We start from the raw sequence: 14,873 nt of genomic DNA on the forward strand, positions 1-14,873 counted from the left end.
CGGTTGCCCGCCCCGGGTCGATCCTGAAAAAATATCCAGGGAAGAAACTGATTAGAAATGAATTCACAGTCCTCTTGTGCAGAAGTGGAACTGAAGGGTGGTCTCGAAGAGATCGCACTCCCCACCTATAAATTTTTCCCCGGCTGGTCCATTCTGGGAATCGCGGCACTGGCCCAGTTTCTGTCCGCACCTGGTCAGTCTTTCTCTGTCGCTGTCTTCAAAGATCCCATGCGGATGAGCCTGGGGCTTTCGGAAACCCAATACTCACTCGCCTATGGATTCGCCACGATTGTCAGTGCCTGTCTGCTCCCCTTCATCGGTCGCATGCTGGATCACTGGGGCGCCCGCATCATCCTGCCGATCGTGGCGACGGGACTGGCGATCTCCTGTTTCTTCATGTCGCAGATCCATACCCTGGGCAGCCTGTATCTGGGCTTCAGCCTTGTCCGCAGCCTGGGACAGGGCGCACTGACACTCATCTCGGTCTGGATGGTGGGCGAATGGTTTGAAAAGAAACGGGGACGCGCCACAGCCCTCGCCGGTTTCGGCAGTGCCTTTTCTGTGATGACTGTCCCCTTTATTAATAGCTGGTTGATCAGTGAGTATGGCTGGAAAACAGGCTGGATCTTCCACGCGGTTACCGTAGCGGTCTGTTTAATTCTGCCGGGTATTTTTATCGTCAGGAACCGGCCCGAGGATCTCGGCCTGCACCCGGATGGCATCGATCCCGCACAGGAACCGGAGCCCCAACCAGAAGAGAAGTCGAAGCGTCCCCTGATCACAGCCACGATTGAATCCTGGACGGTCCGCCAGGTCCTTCGCGACCCGACATTCTGGAAACTGCTCTCGGTGATCACCACCCACGCCCTGGTCGGTACCGGACTGGTCTTTCACCAGATCGCCTTGCTGGGCAGTCATGGAGTTCCCGAAAATTGGGCGATCCGCATGATGGCCTTTCAGGCCGTGTGTGCCACTCTGCTGATGTTCCCGGCTGGCTGGTTGACCGACCGCTTCCCCAGCCGCTACATCCTCTGCTTTTCCATGCTCTGCATGGCACTGGCGAATCTCATCGTGTTGACTATGCCTGCGATCTGGATGGTTGTTGTCTACACCTTCCTGCTGGGGATCACCGGGAGTATCTTTCGCAGCACAGCCACGGTCGTCTGGATCAACTATTATGGCCGCATGAATCAGGGCGCCGTACGTGGCGTGGCCTGGTCAATGATGATCCTTGCTTCTGCTTTGGGGCCCTTGCCGGTCGCCATGTCGATTGACTACTTCGGATCTTACAACCCGGTGCTCTATCTGTTCATGGCGCTCCCGCTGATGGCAGCCCTGGCCGTCTGGTCAGCTCATCCTCCGACATTGTTTAAGGACGAGGAGCCTGCTGCGGAACCGGAAGCCGCGAGTTAGCTAAGACTTCAGAGTTGCGCGCCGCAGTATTTACAGAATGTGGCATCGGAATCGTGTCCTTCCTTCATGCATTCCGGACAGACCTGCGTAGTAACCCAGTGAGGGGTTTTCTTACCGCCGGGATGGGCCAGTTCTGCTGAGACGATCCCGGTCGGAACGATGATCAGGCTGTAACCCAGAATCATGATGATCGCTGCCAGAAACTTTCCGAGAGGCGTCACTGGCGCGATATCACCATATCCGACCGTCGTCATGGTCACGATTGCCCAGTACATGCTCTGAGGAATCGAAGTAAATCCGCTGTCCTGATCCCCCTCGATCAGATACAGGGCAGTCCCTTCAATCACAACAGCAATTACGACAGTTGCCAGGAAGACTGTGATTTTGGAACGGCTGGCCCAGATCGCTCGCCGCAATTCCGAAGCTTCTGTCAGCATGTGGGCGAGCTTGAAAATTCGGAACGCACGTAACAACCGCAGTGCACGGATCACGCCCAGACTCTGCATTTCCAGCGGAGCGAAGAACATCAGGTAGGTTGGCAGAATCGAGAGCAGGTCGACGATGCCGTAAAAGCTGACGATGTACCGCAAAGGATGCCGGGCACAGCTGATGCGGGCCGCATATTCAATCGTAAATAGAATGGTAAAAAACCACTCGGCATAGCCGAATTCCTGACCATAGTGTTCATCCAGAGAAGGAACACTCTCGAGCATGATGACCAGCACACTTAATAGAATGGCAACCAGCAGCACGACATCAAACAGTTTCCCTGCAGGTGTATCCGCTTCAAAAATGATCTCGTACCAGCGATCGCGCCAGTGTTCTGGTTTGGTTCGGGGAGCAGGTTGAGGCTCATTCATAAGAGGTGATGGTTCGTTTTAACGAGGATATTTCAGGATTACTTCAGTGGGCATCAATAACTGATCTGCCTGCAGATTATGAGCGATCAGGCACTTGCAGGTCAACCTGACTCCTGACCCCTGTCAGCGATCCTGCTGATGCATCATATCACAGTGATTGGGCGATCTACTTCTGAAACTGAAACGAGTACAGGTCCGCATCTTTCAGCTTGAATCGCAGACGAACCGGTTTTCCAGCCAGCGCACTGAGGTCTGCCCCCTGTTTCCAGGTGACTTTGCGATCCAGTGTATCGCCGAAGAGTTCGACGGAATCAGCCAGGGAAAAGCCCTCAATCGGCTTTCCGTCAGCGGTTTGCAGCTCCACCCATATACTTCCAGCCGCAGAAGTCGCGAAGTTGACTGACAGTGTCTTCCCCGCAATCACAAATGGTTGTGTAATCAGTTCCCCTCCCTTAAGAGAGGCATGCACCGAGGTGAAGCCGTCCATTCTCAAAGAATAACGCCTGAGAGCGCCCCCTTTTCCATGCCAGTAATCTTCAGCGGCATAGAGTGACAGTTCATTCGGAGCACCGGGCAGATCCGAAGCGGTTTCGACCAGATGTTCTGCAATAAACTGATGCCCGTACTGCCAGGTTCCCGTGCGTTCAATGCCCGGTCGCAGAAAGGCTTCGTTCCAGCGTTTAAAATGGACACCATCCCGACTGGCCATCAGCAGCCCTTCACTGATCGCGGTGCCGTAGCGTTCTACCGAAGAAGCTCTCAATTGACGACGCTCCGGATCGGGTAGTGCCCGCATCGACTCAGACCAGCCACGCTCAACGTAGCGTGCAGGAAAACCAATACGAATATGTGGGGCCCGCAGGTAAGGCTTCACCTGGTTGGTATATAGTTCCTCGTCGGGTGAATCAGCGTAGACCAGATCGATGCCATCACTCCAGTTTAGAAAATCATCAGAAGTCGCCGTCTGAATCGCACGGATCCCCTCCGGCTTCCAGGTCTTGGAGTTGGTAACTCCTCCTGTAAAAACACGAAAGTATGTGCGATACGTTTTATGATCCTCATCCCAGAAGGCCAGGTTCTGAGAGTCGAAGGCCCCTTTGGTAATCACAGCTTTCTCCTGCATTCGCTTCCAGTGAATCCCATCTGCTGACTGGAAGGCATGCAGGCCTCCTTCATTCTGCAGTCCCGCCAGTGCTTTGAAGCGTGCCTCAGGTTTGCATTCCGGATTTTCATCTTTGAATGGAGCAAAGTTATGCGTTCCCAGACCTTCCAGAATGATGTTGTTCTGTTTCGATCCCTGAAACTCAACAATCCCCAGCTCGGGACGCGTCCAGTGAATTCCATCCTTACTTTCAGCATAACAGTAGTACGGCTTATGACTGCCCGTGTTGATGCGTCCCTGGGACACCTCGATGTGCGTACCGCGGTAATAAAGCCGATAGATGTCTCCATCCTGGATGATCGTATGATAGCCGGAACTGCTCCCCTCCCAGGGTTGATCGAATCGAATGACCACTTCGCGGGGCACAGGATGCTGTAACCGGATCTCGGCTTCCCCAGAAAGATGATCGACCAGTGCGTCATCGACAAACAGTTCCCGACGTGTCCCGATCGACAGCGGTTCTGTTGCGGGTAGCAAGTCAATCCACAACACAGACAGTAAACAGATCAACGCAAAACGGATGACGCATGTAGACATAGTGTAGGCTCCTGGTTGAGTATGAGGGAGCTTTCACAATACCAGAAGCGGATGTGGAATGCATCAGAAACTTCAGATTGTCTGATCCGGCAGTTTCAGGTGCAGCAGAGGATACGGCTTTCCAAAGCCATCCACATCCGAGCGATGGGCGACCTCAAAACCGAGATGCAGATAGAAGTCAACGGCTGCAGGATTCTGCTCGTTCACATCGACGAGACAGACATCCTGTTCCCGGATGGCGTGCTCTACCAGCAAACGTCCCAGCCCTTTGCCAGACCAGTCCGGATGGACGAACAGCGCTTCCAGTTTGGGAGAATCAACTCCCGAAAAAGCAATCACTTCTCCCTCAGAATCGCGCACACCAAACAGCGGCATTCCTTCAAAGCAGGCCTGCCTGACCAACGGTTTGAGAGTCTCGATTTCGTCTTCAGAGAGAAAATGGTGAGTCGCGCGGACCGCGGCTTCCCAGACAATCAGGACCCGGCCATGATCAGCGGGCATTAGCGGGGAGACTTGAAACGGTGAAGACATGGACGAAATAAAACAGGCTTGAAGTGATGGAGATTAAAAAAAGCCGATCCGCTTCAAGGAAGCGAATCGGCCAATCAGTTTGGATATCAGAGTTTAGAGTACTTTGGTGATACCGGGCATCGGAATCGGGTAGTACCCGTTCTCATCGGGAACCGTAACCGGCTGACCTTCCCAGGAGAACTCTTTGGGCATCAGGCTGACATTAGATGCCATTGCTTCGTCCCAGGTAACAGGCTTACCGCTGTAGGTCGCCAGACGTCCCAGGATCGAAGTCATGGTGGACTTGGCACCGTATTCGGCTTCGTTGTAGGGAGTTCCCTGACGGATTGCAGCGAAGAGGTCATCGTGCTCAACCTGGTAGGGGTTGGTTTTCTTACCACGGTAGCGCCACTTGTAGCCGCCTGTGGTTTCGTATTTTGCACCGCTGATGTCGCAGAACCCTTTGGTCCCCTGAGCATGCTCAGTCACGCTGTTCCAGCAGTTGCGGATATGACGGCACTGGCTGTACATCCGGGTTCCGTCTTCGTAAACAAACTCAACAGCGAAGTGGTCATAAATTTCACCGTACTTCTTGTCGGTACGAACCTGGCGACCACCCATCCCGTATGCCTGAACGGGGAAAGCATCTTTCACCCAGTTACAGACGTCGATGTTGTGGATGTGCTGCTCGTTGATGTGGTCACCACAGAGCCAGTTGTAGTAGTACCAGTTACGCATCTGGTAGTCCATCTCGCTCTTGGCTTCCTCACGAGACAGACGAGGCTCCCAGACCCCACCACTGTTCCAGTAGCAACGCAGGGAAGTAATGTCGCCGATCGCGCCATCTTTCAGACGTTTGATGGTTTCAATGTAATTAGCCTGGTGGTGACGCTGCAGACCAACGCCGACGGCCAGTTTCTTTTCCTTGGCTTTCTCAGCTGCTTCGAGCACCTTGCGAACGCCGGGTACATCGGTGGCAACCGGTTTTTCCATGAAGACGTGCTTGCCTTTTTCGACAGCTGCTTCGAAGTGAATCGGTCGGAATCCGGGAGGAGTCGCCAAGATCACAACATCGATTCCACTGTCGAGCAGTTTCTGATAGGCGTCAAAACCGACGAACTTTTTCTCTTCGGCCACGTCAACCTTTTCAGGTTCACCCGAAAACTGCTTCTGCAGGTTGCTGAGGCTTTTGTCCATCCGATCACGGTAGGCATCAGCCATGGCTTCGAGTTTAATGTTGCCTTTGGTCGACAAAGCCTGAGATGCAGCCCCTGTTCCACGACCACCACAACCGACCAGACCGACTTTGATTTTATCGTCGCCATTGGCGTAAACATGAGCCGACGATCCCAGAGTAGACAGGATGCTGGTTCCCACAGCGGTGGCTGTGGTTACCTTAAGGAAGTCACGTCGGGAAGAAGATTGATTATTAGATTGAGTCATCAGAGGCCTTTCCTAATCTGCAGGACGATTTGGTCAGTGGTACGTTTCTAAGATACATATGCCCTTCGCCGGACTTTATGTTTGCAGGAATCCGACGAAGGCATCTGTTTTCAATAAACTATCAGCAGCTGGCGGGATTTAACGCCCTTCATCGGCCGGAATGACCGGATCCAGGTTGTATTTCTTGCGTTCTTCAGCCGTAGGCACTTTCAGAGGCCGTACGACACGGAAGCCCACAAAGATGGCATCGGTGTGGTACCAGATACTCTGTGGAATCTGGGGATCCTGAATTTTCCAGTCGGCACTGGAGGCGATCCGATTCGCACTTCGCAGTGCTTCGGGATCATCATCCCAGGAACCGCCACGCACAACACGCGGATAAAGTTTTTCGGGAGTCGTAGGACTGACGGGGAACTCCACGGTTCCTTTGCCACTCCACTTTTTGTAGGCATCAGGAATGTACTGATCGAGGACCCACTCCGAAACGTTACCGTGCATATCGTACAGACCGAACGGGTTCGGCTTTTTCTGACCGACCTTCTGGTAGGTATCGTTACAGTTTGCGTAGTGCCAGGCGTAATCATCCATTTTGGCAGGGTTGTCACCGAATGAGTAAGCCGTCGTGGTGCCGGCACGGCACGCGTATTCCCACTCCGCTTCGGTAGGCAGACGATAGTAGTGACCGGTTTTTTCACTCAGCCATTTGCAGTAGGTTTTTGCTGCCAGCTGGGTCATGCAAATCGCCGGGTACCCATCGTGCCCCATGTCGAAGGTCATGTCGGTATAAGGCTTGGTAGGACGGGTTACAGCATCTGCTGCTTTTTCTTTGTCATCCGATTTGAGACGCATCAGCTTACGACGCTGAATATCCAGATTGAAGCTCCAGATATCATATTCGTTCCAGGTCACTTCATGCTTGCCCATCCAGAAAGGCTCAATTTTGACTTTGACCTGAGGACCTTCATCTTCTTCCCGGTTCTTTTCATCGGCAGGGCTGCCCATGACGTATTCACCACCGGGGATCGGCACCATATCAAAACTGACATCGGTGTTGGTAATTTTCTGCGTGTAAGGTTTCATCTCTTTTTCTGTTTTTGCTTCCGAGGGATCGGCAGCGAACGCCACGGAAGACGAGCAACAGAGAATGGCGAGTAATGCAGTTTTGGCTTGCATTATGAGACTGGAACGACATACGCTAAGCATATTAGTTTACTCCGTAACTTTAAGCGGAAATCAGACTTTAGATCTGGATGGAAGATGTCTTACCTATATCACACATGCCTGTTGCTCTCCACATTGTCAGGCAATCAACAGTGCACGGAAAGCGAAATTCTGCATCGGTATGAATTTCAGGAAGTACATATGGGAGTGCAGTGGAGAATCGTATTATATGCAACGGACAAACCAATCGCAAACAATGCCTCTCAAATTGCTTTTCGCCGTGTAAAGGAACTTAACAAAGTCCTCAGCGATTACGATCCCAACAGCGAGTTAAACCAGTTGTGTCAGTTATCCGGGCCGGGAAAGCCAGTCAAAGTCAGTCCCGACCTGTTCCAGGTACTGAAAAGAAGTCAAGCACTTTCCCGTGAGACCGCTGGCGCGTTCGACGTCACCATCAGTCCCGTAGTCCGCCTCTGGCGCAGAGCCCGTCGACGTAAAGAGTTGCCTGACAGTGAACGACTGCAGGCCGCCCGGGATCTGGTCGGTTATGAATTGATGCGACTATCTGAACAGAACCAGACCGTGGAACTCCTCAAGCCGGGCATGCGATTAGATCTCGGGGGAATCGCCAAAGGCTATGCGGCAGACGTCGCGATTCGGGTTTTGCAAGAACAGGGAATTGACCGGGTGATGATTGACGCCAGCGGCGATCTGTCACTGGGGGCTCCCCCTCCTGGAAGTTGTGGCTGGAAGATCGGCATCTCTTCGACAGATGCCCCGGATGCCAAAATTGATCGTTACCTCATGTTGAGAGACTGCGCAGTCGCCACTTCGGGTGACGCGTTTCAGCACGTGGTCATCAATGGCACTCGCTATTCGCATATTGTGAATCCCCATACCGGCCTCGGTCTGAACGATCATAGTCGCGTGACTGTGATCGCCCCTGATGGAATCACAGCCGACAGCCTGGCATCCGCGATCAGCGTCCTCGGACCGGAAAAAGGAATTGCGCTGTTAAGTCAGAAACCGGGCACGGCCTGCCTGATTCTGAGACATGAACAGGATCAGTTAAAGTCATACGAATCTCCCTGTTTCTCCTGCTTTGAAGCATCCCAGACCGCCCCCTGAAAGGACATCCATGACACAGAACCTGGTTTACTTGAATGGAGAATACGTTCCCGCGGATCAAGCCAAAATCTCCATCTTTGATGGTGCGATCAGCCTGGGAATGACAGTGACGGAATCGACGCGCACGTTCGGTCATCAACCGTATCGTCTGCGGGATCACATCGACCGTTTGTACCTCAGCCTCAAGGCAGCGCGGTTCGATGCCGGCATGACACAAGACGAACTCGAAAAATTAACTCTCGAAGTCTGGGAAAAGAATAAACCCAATTATGACGCTGGAACTGATGCCTGGATCATCCATAACATCACACCGGGACAATGGGTTCCCTCCAGCGGTCAGAAGCCCGCTGATTCCGCATCAACGGTAATGATCATCACCCTGCCCCTCGACCTGAGTTACTGGGCCGACTTCTATCAGACAGGCTGCCACGCAGTGACTCCCTTCACCCGCATTCAACCCGCGCAGTCGCTGGATGCCCGCATTAAGAACCGCAGCCGCTTCATCTACACACTGGCTGAATCTGAAGTGAAACTGGTCGATCCTAAAGCACAAAGTCTGCTGCTCGACACCGACGGTTATCTTTCCGAAAACAAAGGGGGGAACTTCTTCCTGGTTTCAAATAATCGCATTCGAACGCCCAGTACGATCAACTGCCTGGACGGCATCAGCCGACAGTCTATCTTTACCCTGGGAGAAAAACTGAATATCCCGGTCGAAGAATGTCAGCTGCTGCCTTATGATGTCACGACTGCGGATGAAGCCTTTTTCACCAGCACCCCCTATTGCATCATGCCGGCAACCAAATTTAACGGGCTTGAAATTGGTGACGGAAAAGTGGGACCGATCACAAAACAGTTGATTGCAGCCTGGAGCGATCTGGTCGGCGTCGACATCATTGAGCAGGCTCAGGCCTCGAAAGCATCGTGAACTGGCAGCAGTCGACTGACACTCAAGCCAGCAGCATATCAAGAACTTCGCCTTCCACTCCGGTGAGTCGGTAATCCAGCCCCTTGTGTTTGACGATCAGCTTTGTGTGGTCAAAGCCCAGCTGATGGAGAATCGTCGCATGCAGATTATGCAGGTGCACGGGCTGCTCGACCGGATGGAAGCCAAGATCGTCTGTTTTCCCGATAACCGTTCCTGCCTTTACGCCGCCACCTGCCATGAGCATCGTAAAGCTGAAGGGATGGTGATCCCGTCCTTCCCGCCCCGGCGATGAGCCCCGACGGACTTCGGTCATCGGTGTCCTGCCAAATTCCGCTCCCCAGATCACCAGTGTGTCATCCAGCAGACCCCGCTGCTTGAGGTCTTTGATCAGTGCCGCACAGGGCTGATCAGTCATCTCGCAGTTCGTCTTCAGATTCTTATCCAGATTGGAATGATCGTCCCATGTTGAATGATACAACTGCACAAAGCGGACGCCACGTTCAACCATTCGGCGGGCCAGCAGTGCATTGCTGCCAAACCAGTTGGTCGTCTCATTTTCAATGCCGTACATGTCCAGCGTCGCTTTAGACTCATCACTGAAATCCAGCAGATCCGGTGCAGCCGTCTGCATGCGATACGCCAGTTCGTACGCAGCAATCCGGGATGCAATTTCCGGATCCCCGACCTGATCGAACCGTTGTGCGTTCAGATCCCGAATCGCGTTGATTCGAGCCTGCTGCATGGCCTGTGAAACCCCTTCCGGATTGGAGAGATACAAAATGGCCTCGCCCCGACTGCGGAAGGTCACCCCCCGGTAAGTGGAAGGTAGAATTCCATTGGTCCACAACGAAGAACCGCCGTCTACGCCCTTGCCCGAATTCGAAAGCAGCACAACATAGCCGGGCAGGTTTTCAGATTCACTCCCCAGCCCATAGGTCACCCAGGAGCCCATACTGGGACGGTCGAACATGGTCGAGCCGCTGTTCATCAGCATCTGGGCGGGGTGGTGGTTGCTGACGTCAGTCTGAACCGTCCGAATCATGCACAGATCATCGGCGCATGTTCCCAGGTGTGGCAGGTTATCTGAAAAATCGAGTCCCGCTGCCCCATACTTTTTGAATTTCCGAGGTGACGCCATCACCTGGGCCGTCGTTTTGATCAGAGCATCCTGAATTCCTTTCAGAAAGGACTCAGGCACCGGCTGACCGTGCAGTTTCTGTAACTGTGGTTTCGGATCGAAGAGATCCAGCTGGCTTGGACCGCCTGACATGAAAATGAAAATCACGTTTTTGGCACGAGGCTTGAAATGCGGCGTCTTAACCGCAAGAGGATTCACCGCATTCAGGGCACCGGATTCTGCCAGACCATCGCGAGCCAGCAGGCTGTTGAGCGCCACTCCCCCCAGTCCACAAGCCGTGGACTGCAGAAAGTGTCGTCGTTTCAAATTAAGCCAGGGATCAGGTGATAGCATCGCTGTCAGTCCCGTGTTATGAATTCATGCAGGTTGAGTAAGACACTCGCCACAAGCGTCCAGGCCACGTCCTGTTTTTCAGCAGGCGTTCTGTCAGCTGGCTGTTGAGCAATCTGCTTCCGATAAAGCTCCTTCAGGCGTTCCCGTTCCATTTCCAGCGGTTCTCGTGCCAGGCAGAGACGGAACGCATAGCTCATCTGTTGATCGAGGTCCCCCGAACTCTCCCGGGTAACACGTCGTCCCAGATGTTGTGCTGCTTCGTAAAAGACAGGATCGTTCAACAGAGTTAAAGCCTGCAGCGGTGTATTAGACCGATCGCGTCTGGTACAGGTCTGACTCGGATTCGGAGCATCGAAGATCACTGACTGAGCATAAGGCGAAGTCCTGAGAATCAACGTATAAAGCCCCCTGCGATAGCGATCGCTCCCCGTACTGACATCCCATGTATTGGAACCAAAGGCTTCCATCACGACGCTGTCCGGCTGGGGAGGCCGCACGCAGGGTCCCCCCAGCTCTCGAGTCAGCAAACCACTGACCGCGAGTGCCTGATCGCGCACGAGTTCGGCAGAGAGCCTCAGATTCGCCTGATGGCTCAGAAGTCGATTCGCGGGATCTTTTTCCTGCATGTCCGGTCGTGTCTTTGATGACTGTCTGTACGTCGCAGAAGTCACGATCAGGCGATGCAGGGCTTTGACATCCCAGCCACTCTCCTGAAATCGCCGTGCCAGCCGGTCCAGCAGTCGCGGATGTGAAGGACGATCCCCCTGGGTACCGAAGTCATCCGACGATATCACAATTCCTTGACCGAAATATTCCTGCCAGACACGATTCACAGTCACCCGGGCTGTGAGCGGATTTGAGTCCGAAACCAGCCAACGTGCCAGATCAAGTCGATCCGGCTTCCCTGAAGGTTGGAAAGTCGGTAAGGAACGGGGCGTCCCTGGTGCCACAGGGATTCCGGGAGAAAGATGGGAACCGCGTAGATGCACAAACGCCTGATTCGGCGTCTGCATCTCATGCATCGCGGGAGCACGCGAAACCGCCGGAAACTCGTTTCGCAAAGCAGTCAAGTTTCGAGCAAGTTCACCCAGTTTGAGTTCTTTAAAACGGGCACTGTCTACCAGATGCCCACGGGCCAGAAAGTAATCCAGCAGATCGTCGCGCTGCCTCTGTGAACGCTCTGAGGGATCCAGCTTAAGGATCTCCAGGCCTTCCTGTTGCCCCTCCCCGGATTTGACGCCCCAGACCAACCCCATCACTTCCCAGGCCCGAGCCCAGTGATGATCTTCCGCAGGGTGCTCAGAGGCATGTAGCATTTTCTGCTCCCACTCTCGCTGCAAATGTTCGAGCGGTTCGCGAATGGGATCGATGAGTGCTTGTCGTTTCTGTTGATAGAGCGTCTGTTGCGCGACCAGTTCCTGGTCTTGTAGCAAGGGAGCATCAATGTTGACTTCATAGGCTGAATTAAAAAAGGCGTAGAGCTGATAGAATTCTTTCTGGCTGATAGGATCGTACTTGTGGTTATGGCAGCGGCAGCAGTCCAGCGTAAGCCCCAGCCAAATCGTTCCCATCAGCTTGGTACGATCGACTACTTTATTGACCCGGAACTCTTCCAGGTCGGCGCCTCCTTCTCGGTTACTCAAGGTCTGGCGCAGGAAACCAGTACCAGCGTGTGCTTCAGTCGAACTTTCAGGCAACAGATCGCCGGCAATCTGCTCAATCGTAAACTGATCGAAAGGTTTGTTCTGGTTGAGTGATTGCACTACCCAGTCGCGAAACCGCCAGGCATGCGGTCGGACGGCATCGGTCAGGTATCCATCACTGTCTGCGTAATGACACAAGTCGAGCCAGGGCCGAGCCCATTTCTCACCGAAATGCGGTGACTGCAGGAGACGATCTACAAGTCGCTCATAAGCATCCGGCCGCTTATCCTGCAAAAAAGCCATTACTTCTTCTGGCGAGGGAGGCAGACCGGTCAGGTCCAAAGTGACACGACGAATGAGCGTTGTTTTGTCTGCTTCAGCTGAGGGAGTGAACTGTTCTTTTTCCAGGCGATGCAAAATGAAATAGTCTATTTCGTTCCGACACCAGTCACTTTTTCTGACTGTTGGCAGCTCTGGATTAGAAATTGTTTGAAAAGCCCAATGTGACTTCTGGGGGTTCGGTTCTGATTCATTGCCTAAGACAAGTTTTTCAGGCCAGGGGGCCCCCTGTTGAATCCACTCCCGAATCAAAGCAATCTCCCGTGCAGGCAACCGTTCTCCCTCGGGAGGCATGACTATCTTGTCAGGATGAGTCCCCGAGATCATCTGAAACAACAGGCTGCGGGCCGGCTGCTGGGGAATAACAGCTTTCCCATAATTCCCGCCAGCCAGAGTGGTCTGCCTGGTTGAGAGGGAAAAGCTGCTTTCGGGTTCTTCTCCCGAATGACATTCCAGACAATGAGTTTTCAGAATTGGGAGAATGTCTCTCGAAAACGATACTTTCTTAGCAGTCTCAGATTCTGCCAGCGCGAACTCCGGGTAGATGCTGGCACTGAGAAACCCGAAGCCGAACAACCAGTTGAGCATCATATTCCATGCTGAGAATCGGGCGTTCATCAAAACTCCTCTCAACACACAGAGGCAAAAAAAGAACGAATGGAACGAATTTAATATAACAGAACTTTTATCTGTTTAACAGTACGAAGGCCCCCTGACGAGGGGATATTTGATTCGGATCTCTATAGCAAAAAACGCTGCTGTCGGATAATGAGAGCAGCGTTTTGTTTTGCTAAGCAAAGTTATCGCGAGCAGCATTGACTGACTTCACCTAACTCCACTTATTGTCAGTGATGACCAGGGCGGGGCCTACTAGTGGATCTTCATCTGCTGGTAAAAAAGTAACCTCTGCATTACTTAACAGTTTCCCATTTGGTGAACGCCACTGATTCGCTTTCATCTACCACAGATTCTTTGCCACAACCACTAATCACAATGTTCAATAGTATCAGGCAGTAACTACGTAAGTTTATGTCACAGTCTGATCTGGCTAAATGAAAAAGAAGCTTAATCCTCTCTGGGACCGAACCCAGCATGGATTAAATATTCAATTGCGATCAGACAGAAGTCTCAGGGGACTATTACTACTTCGCCACCGCGTGGAGTACAGAGGGCCTGACATTAACTACCGTCAATATTGTTGCTGATAAACCGAACGGCGCCATCCATGAATCTAGAATGCACTCCTTCAACATCAGCACTACCTAATGTTCCAAAGCTTGTTGTGCTGTAAGTAATGTTTTGACTGTCAGGAGTCGCATCATTCCTGGTAGAGAAACCAATATTGCCGTAATTCACTGCAGAATCACTCCTGCTTCTCTCCATCAGATTCTTGCAGGAAGTAAGCCGCCCATAATTCAGGCCTGTAGAATACTCAGAAAAGATAATTGTGTTACTGGATCTGTGGGTAACATTCTGTGGTCGCATTTGAGTCATGTATACTGCGCCGGTTGTATCATCGAAGAGCCAGGAGGAAGCAAAATTTTCGTTTGAGTTCTCCTGGCCATGACGACTACATAAATCGTAACCATGATTATCACTGGCTGTTGGATAGTTGTCTTGTGCGTAACTGGCATCCTGCAGGAGCTACAGTAAAATTAATTTTGTTATTATGCGGTGTCTGATCCAGGGAAATTAATATAGGGTCCCTGCCTCAACAAAAAACGGCCCCGGTTCTATTTCCAGGGTGAAATAAAACCGAAGGCCGTTGAGTATTTAGAGCTCGTCTTTACTGCCGTCGAACAAAGTCGACATCAGACGCTGCTACTTCAGATCAAAATTAAACTCGCCTCCTGCATCGCTCACCTGAGCAGTCAGTTTTGAGTCAAGAAAGCTGCTGTATTGAATCGGCAGTGATTCAACAGCACCGAGGTTCGCCGGGGGCTCAGAGCCATCAATCTTGATAGGAGAACCATCCCCCTTCACGAAGTGATTGATAACCACTTTATAGCTGCCCGGAGGAGCTCCTTCGCCACCTCGAATCTGTTTCAGCTGGTACTTACCGGCTTCATCAGTAAAGCCAACGCATTCCACGCCCTTGGTCTCACCCTGCGGGACGAAAGTAACAGTTGCTGAGACCAGTGGTTTGCCCTTCATAGTTACTGCGCCAGTAACAGGCACAGTGTTCGGTAGCGGCTTTTCTTCAGCACCGCCACCACAGCCCGACAGCCCCACCAGGAGACCGCAGACTGCCAGACATAAGCTGATTCGTTGTAACATC

General features: G+C 52.5%; 12 protein-coding genes. 3 read left to right on the plus strand and 9 right to left on the minus strand.

What is annotated here, in order from left to right:
* The first annotated feature begins 57 nt into the window (after window positions 1-57).
* Window positions 58-1,413, plus strand: coding sequence for an MFS transporter (locus HG66A1_RS20150; protein WP_145188069.1), 1,356 nt, complete (start codon window positions 58-60; stop codon window positions 1,411-1,413).
* Between the two features lie 8 nt (window positions 1,414-1,421).
* Here HG66A1_RS20150 and HG66A1_RS20155 read toward each other — a convergent pair whose 3' ends face one another.
* The 5 genes from HG66A1_RS20155 to HG66A1_RS20175 form a co-directional block, all read right to left on the minus strand.
* Window positions 1,422-2,273 carry an ion transporter gene (locus HG66A1_RS20155; RefSeq protein ID WP_145188075.1) on the minus strand — a complete coding sequence of 284 codons (852 nt, stop codon included), beginning with the start codon at window positions 2,271-2,273 and terminating at the stop codon, window positions 1,422-1,424.
* Between the two features lie 166 nt (window positions 2,274-2,439).
* On the minus strand, window positions 2,440-3,972 hold the full coding sequence (locus HG66A1_RS20160) for a hypothetical protein (RefSeq protein ID WP_232106624.1): 1,533 nt from the start codon (window positions 3,970-3,972) through the stop codon (window positions 2,440-2,442).
* Between the two features lie 72 nt (window positions 3,973-4,044).
* Entirely contained in the window at window positions 4,045-4,473 is a 429-nt protein-coding gene (locus HG66A1_RS20165) for a GNAT family N-acetyltransferase (protein WP_197996702.1), read from the minus strand.
* A 123-nt stretch (window positions 4,474-4,596) separates the two neighbouring features.
* Window positions 4,597-5,925, minus strand: coding sequence for a Gfo/Idh/MocA family protein (locus HG66A1_RS20170; RefSeq protein WP_145188080.1), 1,329 nt, complete (start codon window positions 5,923-5,925; stop codon window positions 4,597-4,599).
* 138 nt (window positions 5,926-6,063) lie between these two features.
* Window positions 6,064-7,098, minus strand: coding sequence for a formylglycine-generating enzyme family protein (locus tag HG66A1_RS20175; protein ID WP_145188083.1), 1,035 nt, complete (start codon window positions 7,096-7,098; stop codon window positions 6,064-6,066).
* Window positions 7,099-7,182: 84 nt separating this feature from the next.
* On the opposite strand from HG66A1_RS20175, the gene HG66A1_RS20180 reads away from it, so the two are divergent.
* Both HG66A1_RS20180 and HG66A1_RS20185 read left to right on the plus strand, forming a co-directional pair.
* Window positions 7,183-8,214, plus strand: a complete 1,032-nt coding sequence (locus HG66A1_RS20180; RefSeq protein WP_145188086.1) for an FAD:protein FMN transferase — start codon at window positions 7,183-7,185, stop codon at window positions 8,212-8,214.
* A 10-nt stretch (window positions 8,215-8,224) separates the two neighbouring features.
* Window positions 8,225-9,142, plus strand: coding sequence for an aminotransferase class IV (locus HG66A1_RS20185; protein WP_145188089.1), 918 nt, complete (start codon window positions 8,225-8,227; stop codon window positions 9,140-9,142).
* Window positions 9,143-9,164: 22 nt separating this feature from the next.
* On the opposite strand, the gene HG66A1_RS20190 is transcribed toward HG66A1_RS20185, so the two are convergent.
* From HG66A1_RS20190 to HG66A1_RS20205, 4 genes are all read right to left on the minus strand, one after another.
* On the minus strand, window positions 9,165-10,613 hold the full coding sequence (locus tag HG66A1_RS20190; RefSeq protein WP_145188092.1) for a DUF1501 domain-containing protein: 1,449 nt from the start codon (window positions 10,611-10,613) through the stop codon (window positions 9,165-9,167).
* Between the two features lie 5 nt (window positions 10,614-10,618).
* Window positions 10,619-13,213 carry a PSD1 and planctomycete cytochrome C domain-containing protein gene (locus HG66A1_RS20195; RefSeq protein WP_145188094.1) on the minus strand — a complete coding sequence of 865 codons (2,595 nt, stop codon included), beginning with the start codon at window positions 13,211-13,213 and terminating at the stop codon, window positions 10,619-10,621.
* 561 nt (window positions 13,214-13,774) lie between these two features.
* Window positions 13,775-14,236, minus strand: coding sequence for a DUF1559 domain-containing protein (locus tag HG66A1_RS32835; RefSeq protein ID WP_145193849.1), 462 nt, complete (start codon window positions 14,234-14,236; stop codon window positions 13,775-13,777).
* 180 nt (window positions 14,237-14,416) lie between these two features.
* A complete protein-coding gene (locus HG66A1_RS20205; protein ID WP_145188097.1) occupies window positions 14,417-14,872 on the minus strand; it encodes a carboxypeptidase regulatory-like domain-containing protein in 456 nt (151 codons plus the stop codon).
* Window position 14,873: the final 1 nt, after the last annotated feature.

The organism is Gimesia chilikensis, from assembly GCF_007744075.1.
Classification (GTDB): domain Bacteria; phylum Planctomycetota; class Planctomycetia; order Planctomycetales; family Planctomycetaceae; genus Gimesia; species Gimesia chilikensis_A.

Excerpts from the sequence above, each read along its gene's own strand:
- HG66A1_RS20150 (WP_145188069.1), top strand. The coding sequence starts at position 58 with ATGAATTCACAGTCCTCTTGTGCAGAAGTGGAACTGAAGGGTGGTCTC.
- HG66A1_RS20155 (WP_145188075.1), bottom strand. The coding sequence starts at position 2,273 with ATGAATGAGCCTCAACCTGCTCCCCGAACCAAACCAGAACACTGGCGC.
- HG66A1_RS20160 (WP_232106624.1), bottom strand. The coding sequence starts at position 3,972 with ATGTCTACATGCGTCATCCGTTTTGCGTTGATCTGTTTACTGTCTGTG.
- HG66A1_RS20165 (WP_197996702.1), bottom strand. The coding sequence starts at position 4,473 with ATGCCCGCTGATCATGGCCGGGTCCTGATTGTCTGGGAAGCCGCGGTC.
- HG66A1_RS20170 (WP_145188080.1), bottom strand. The coding sequence starts at position 5,925 with ATGACTCAATCTAATAATCAATCTTCTTCCCGACGTGACTTCCTTAAG.
- HG66A1_RS20175 (WP_145188083.1), bottom strand. The coding sequence starts at position 7,098 with ATGCAAGCCAAAACTGCATTACTCGCCATTCTCTGTTGCTCGTCTTCC.
- HG66A1_RS20180 (WP_145188086.1), top strand. The coding sequence starts at position 7,183 with ATGTCTTACCTATATCACACATGCCTGTTGCTCTCCACATTGTCAGGC.
- HG66A1_RS20185 (WP_145188089.1), top strand. The coding sequence starts at position 8,225 with ATGACACAGAACCTGGTTTACTTGAATGGAGAATACGTTCCCGCGGAT.
- HG66A1_RS20190 (WP_145188092.1), bottom strand. The coding sequence starts at position 10,613 with ATGCTATCACCTGATCCCTGGCTTAATTTGAAACGACGACACTTTCTG.
- HG66A1_RS20195 (WP_145188094.1), bottom strand. The coding sequence starts at position 13,213 with ATGAACGCCCGATTCTCAGCATGGAATATGATGCTCAACTGGTTGTTC.
- HG66A1_RS20205 (WP_145188097.1), bottom strand. The coding sequence starts at position 14,872 with ATGTTACAACGAATCAGCTTATGTCTGGCAGTCTGCGGTCTCCTGGTG.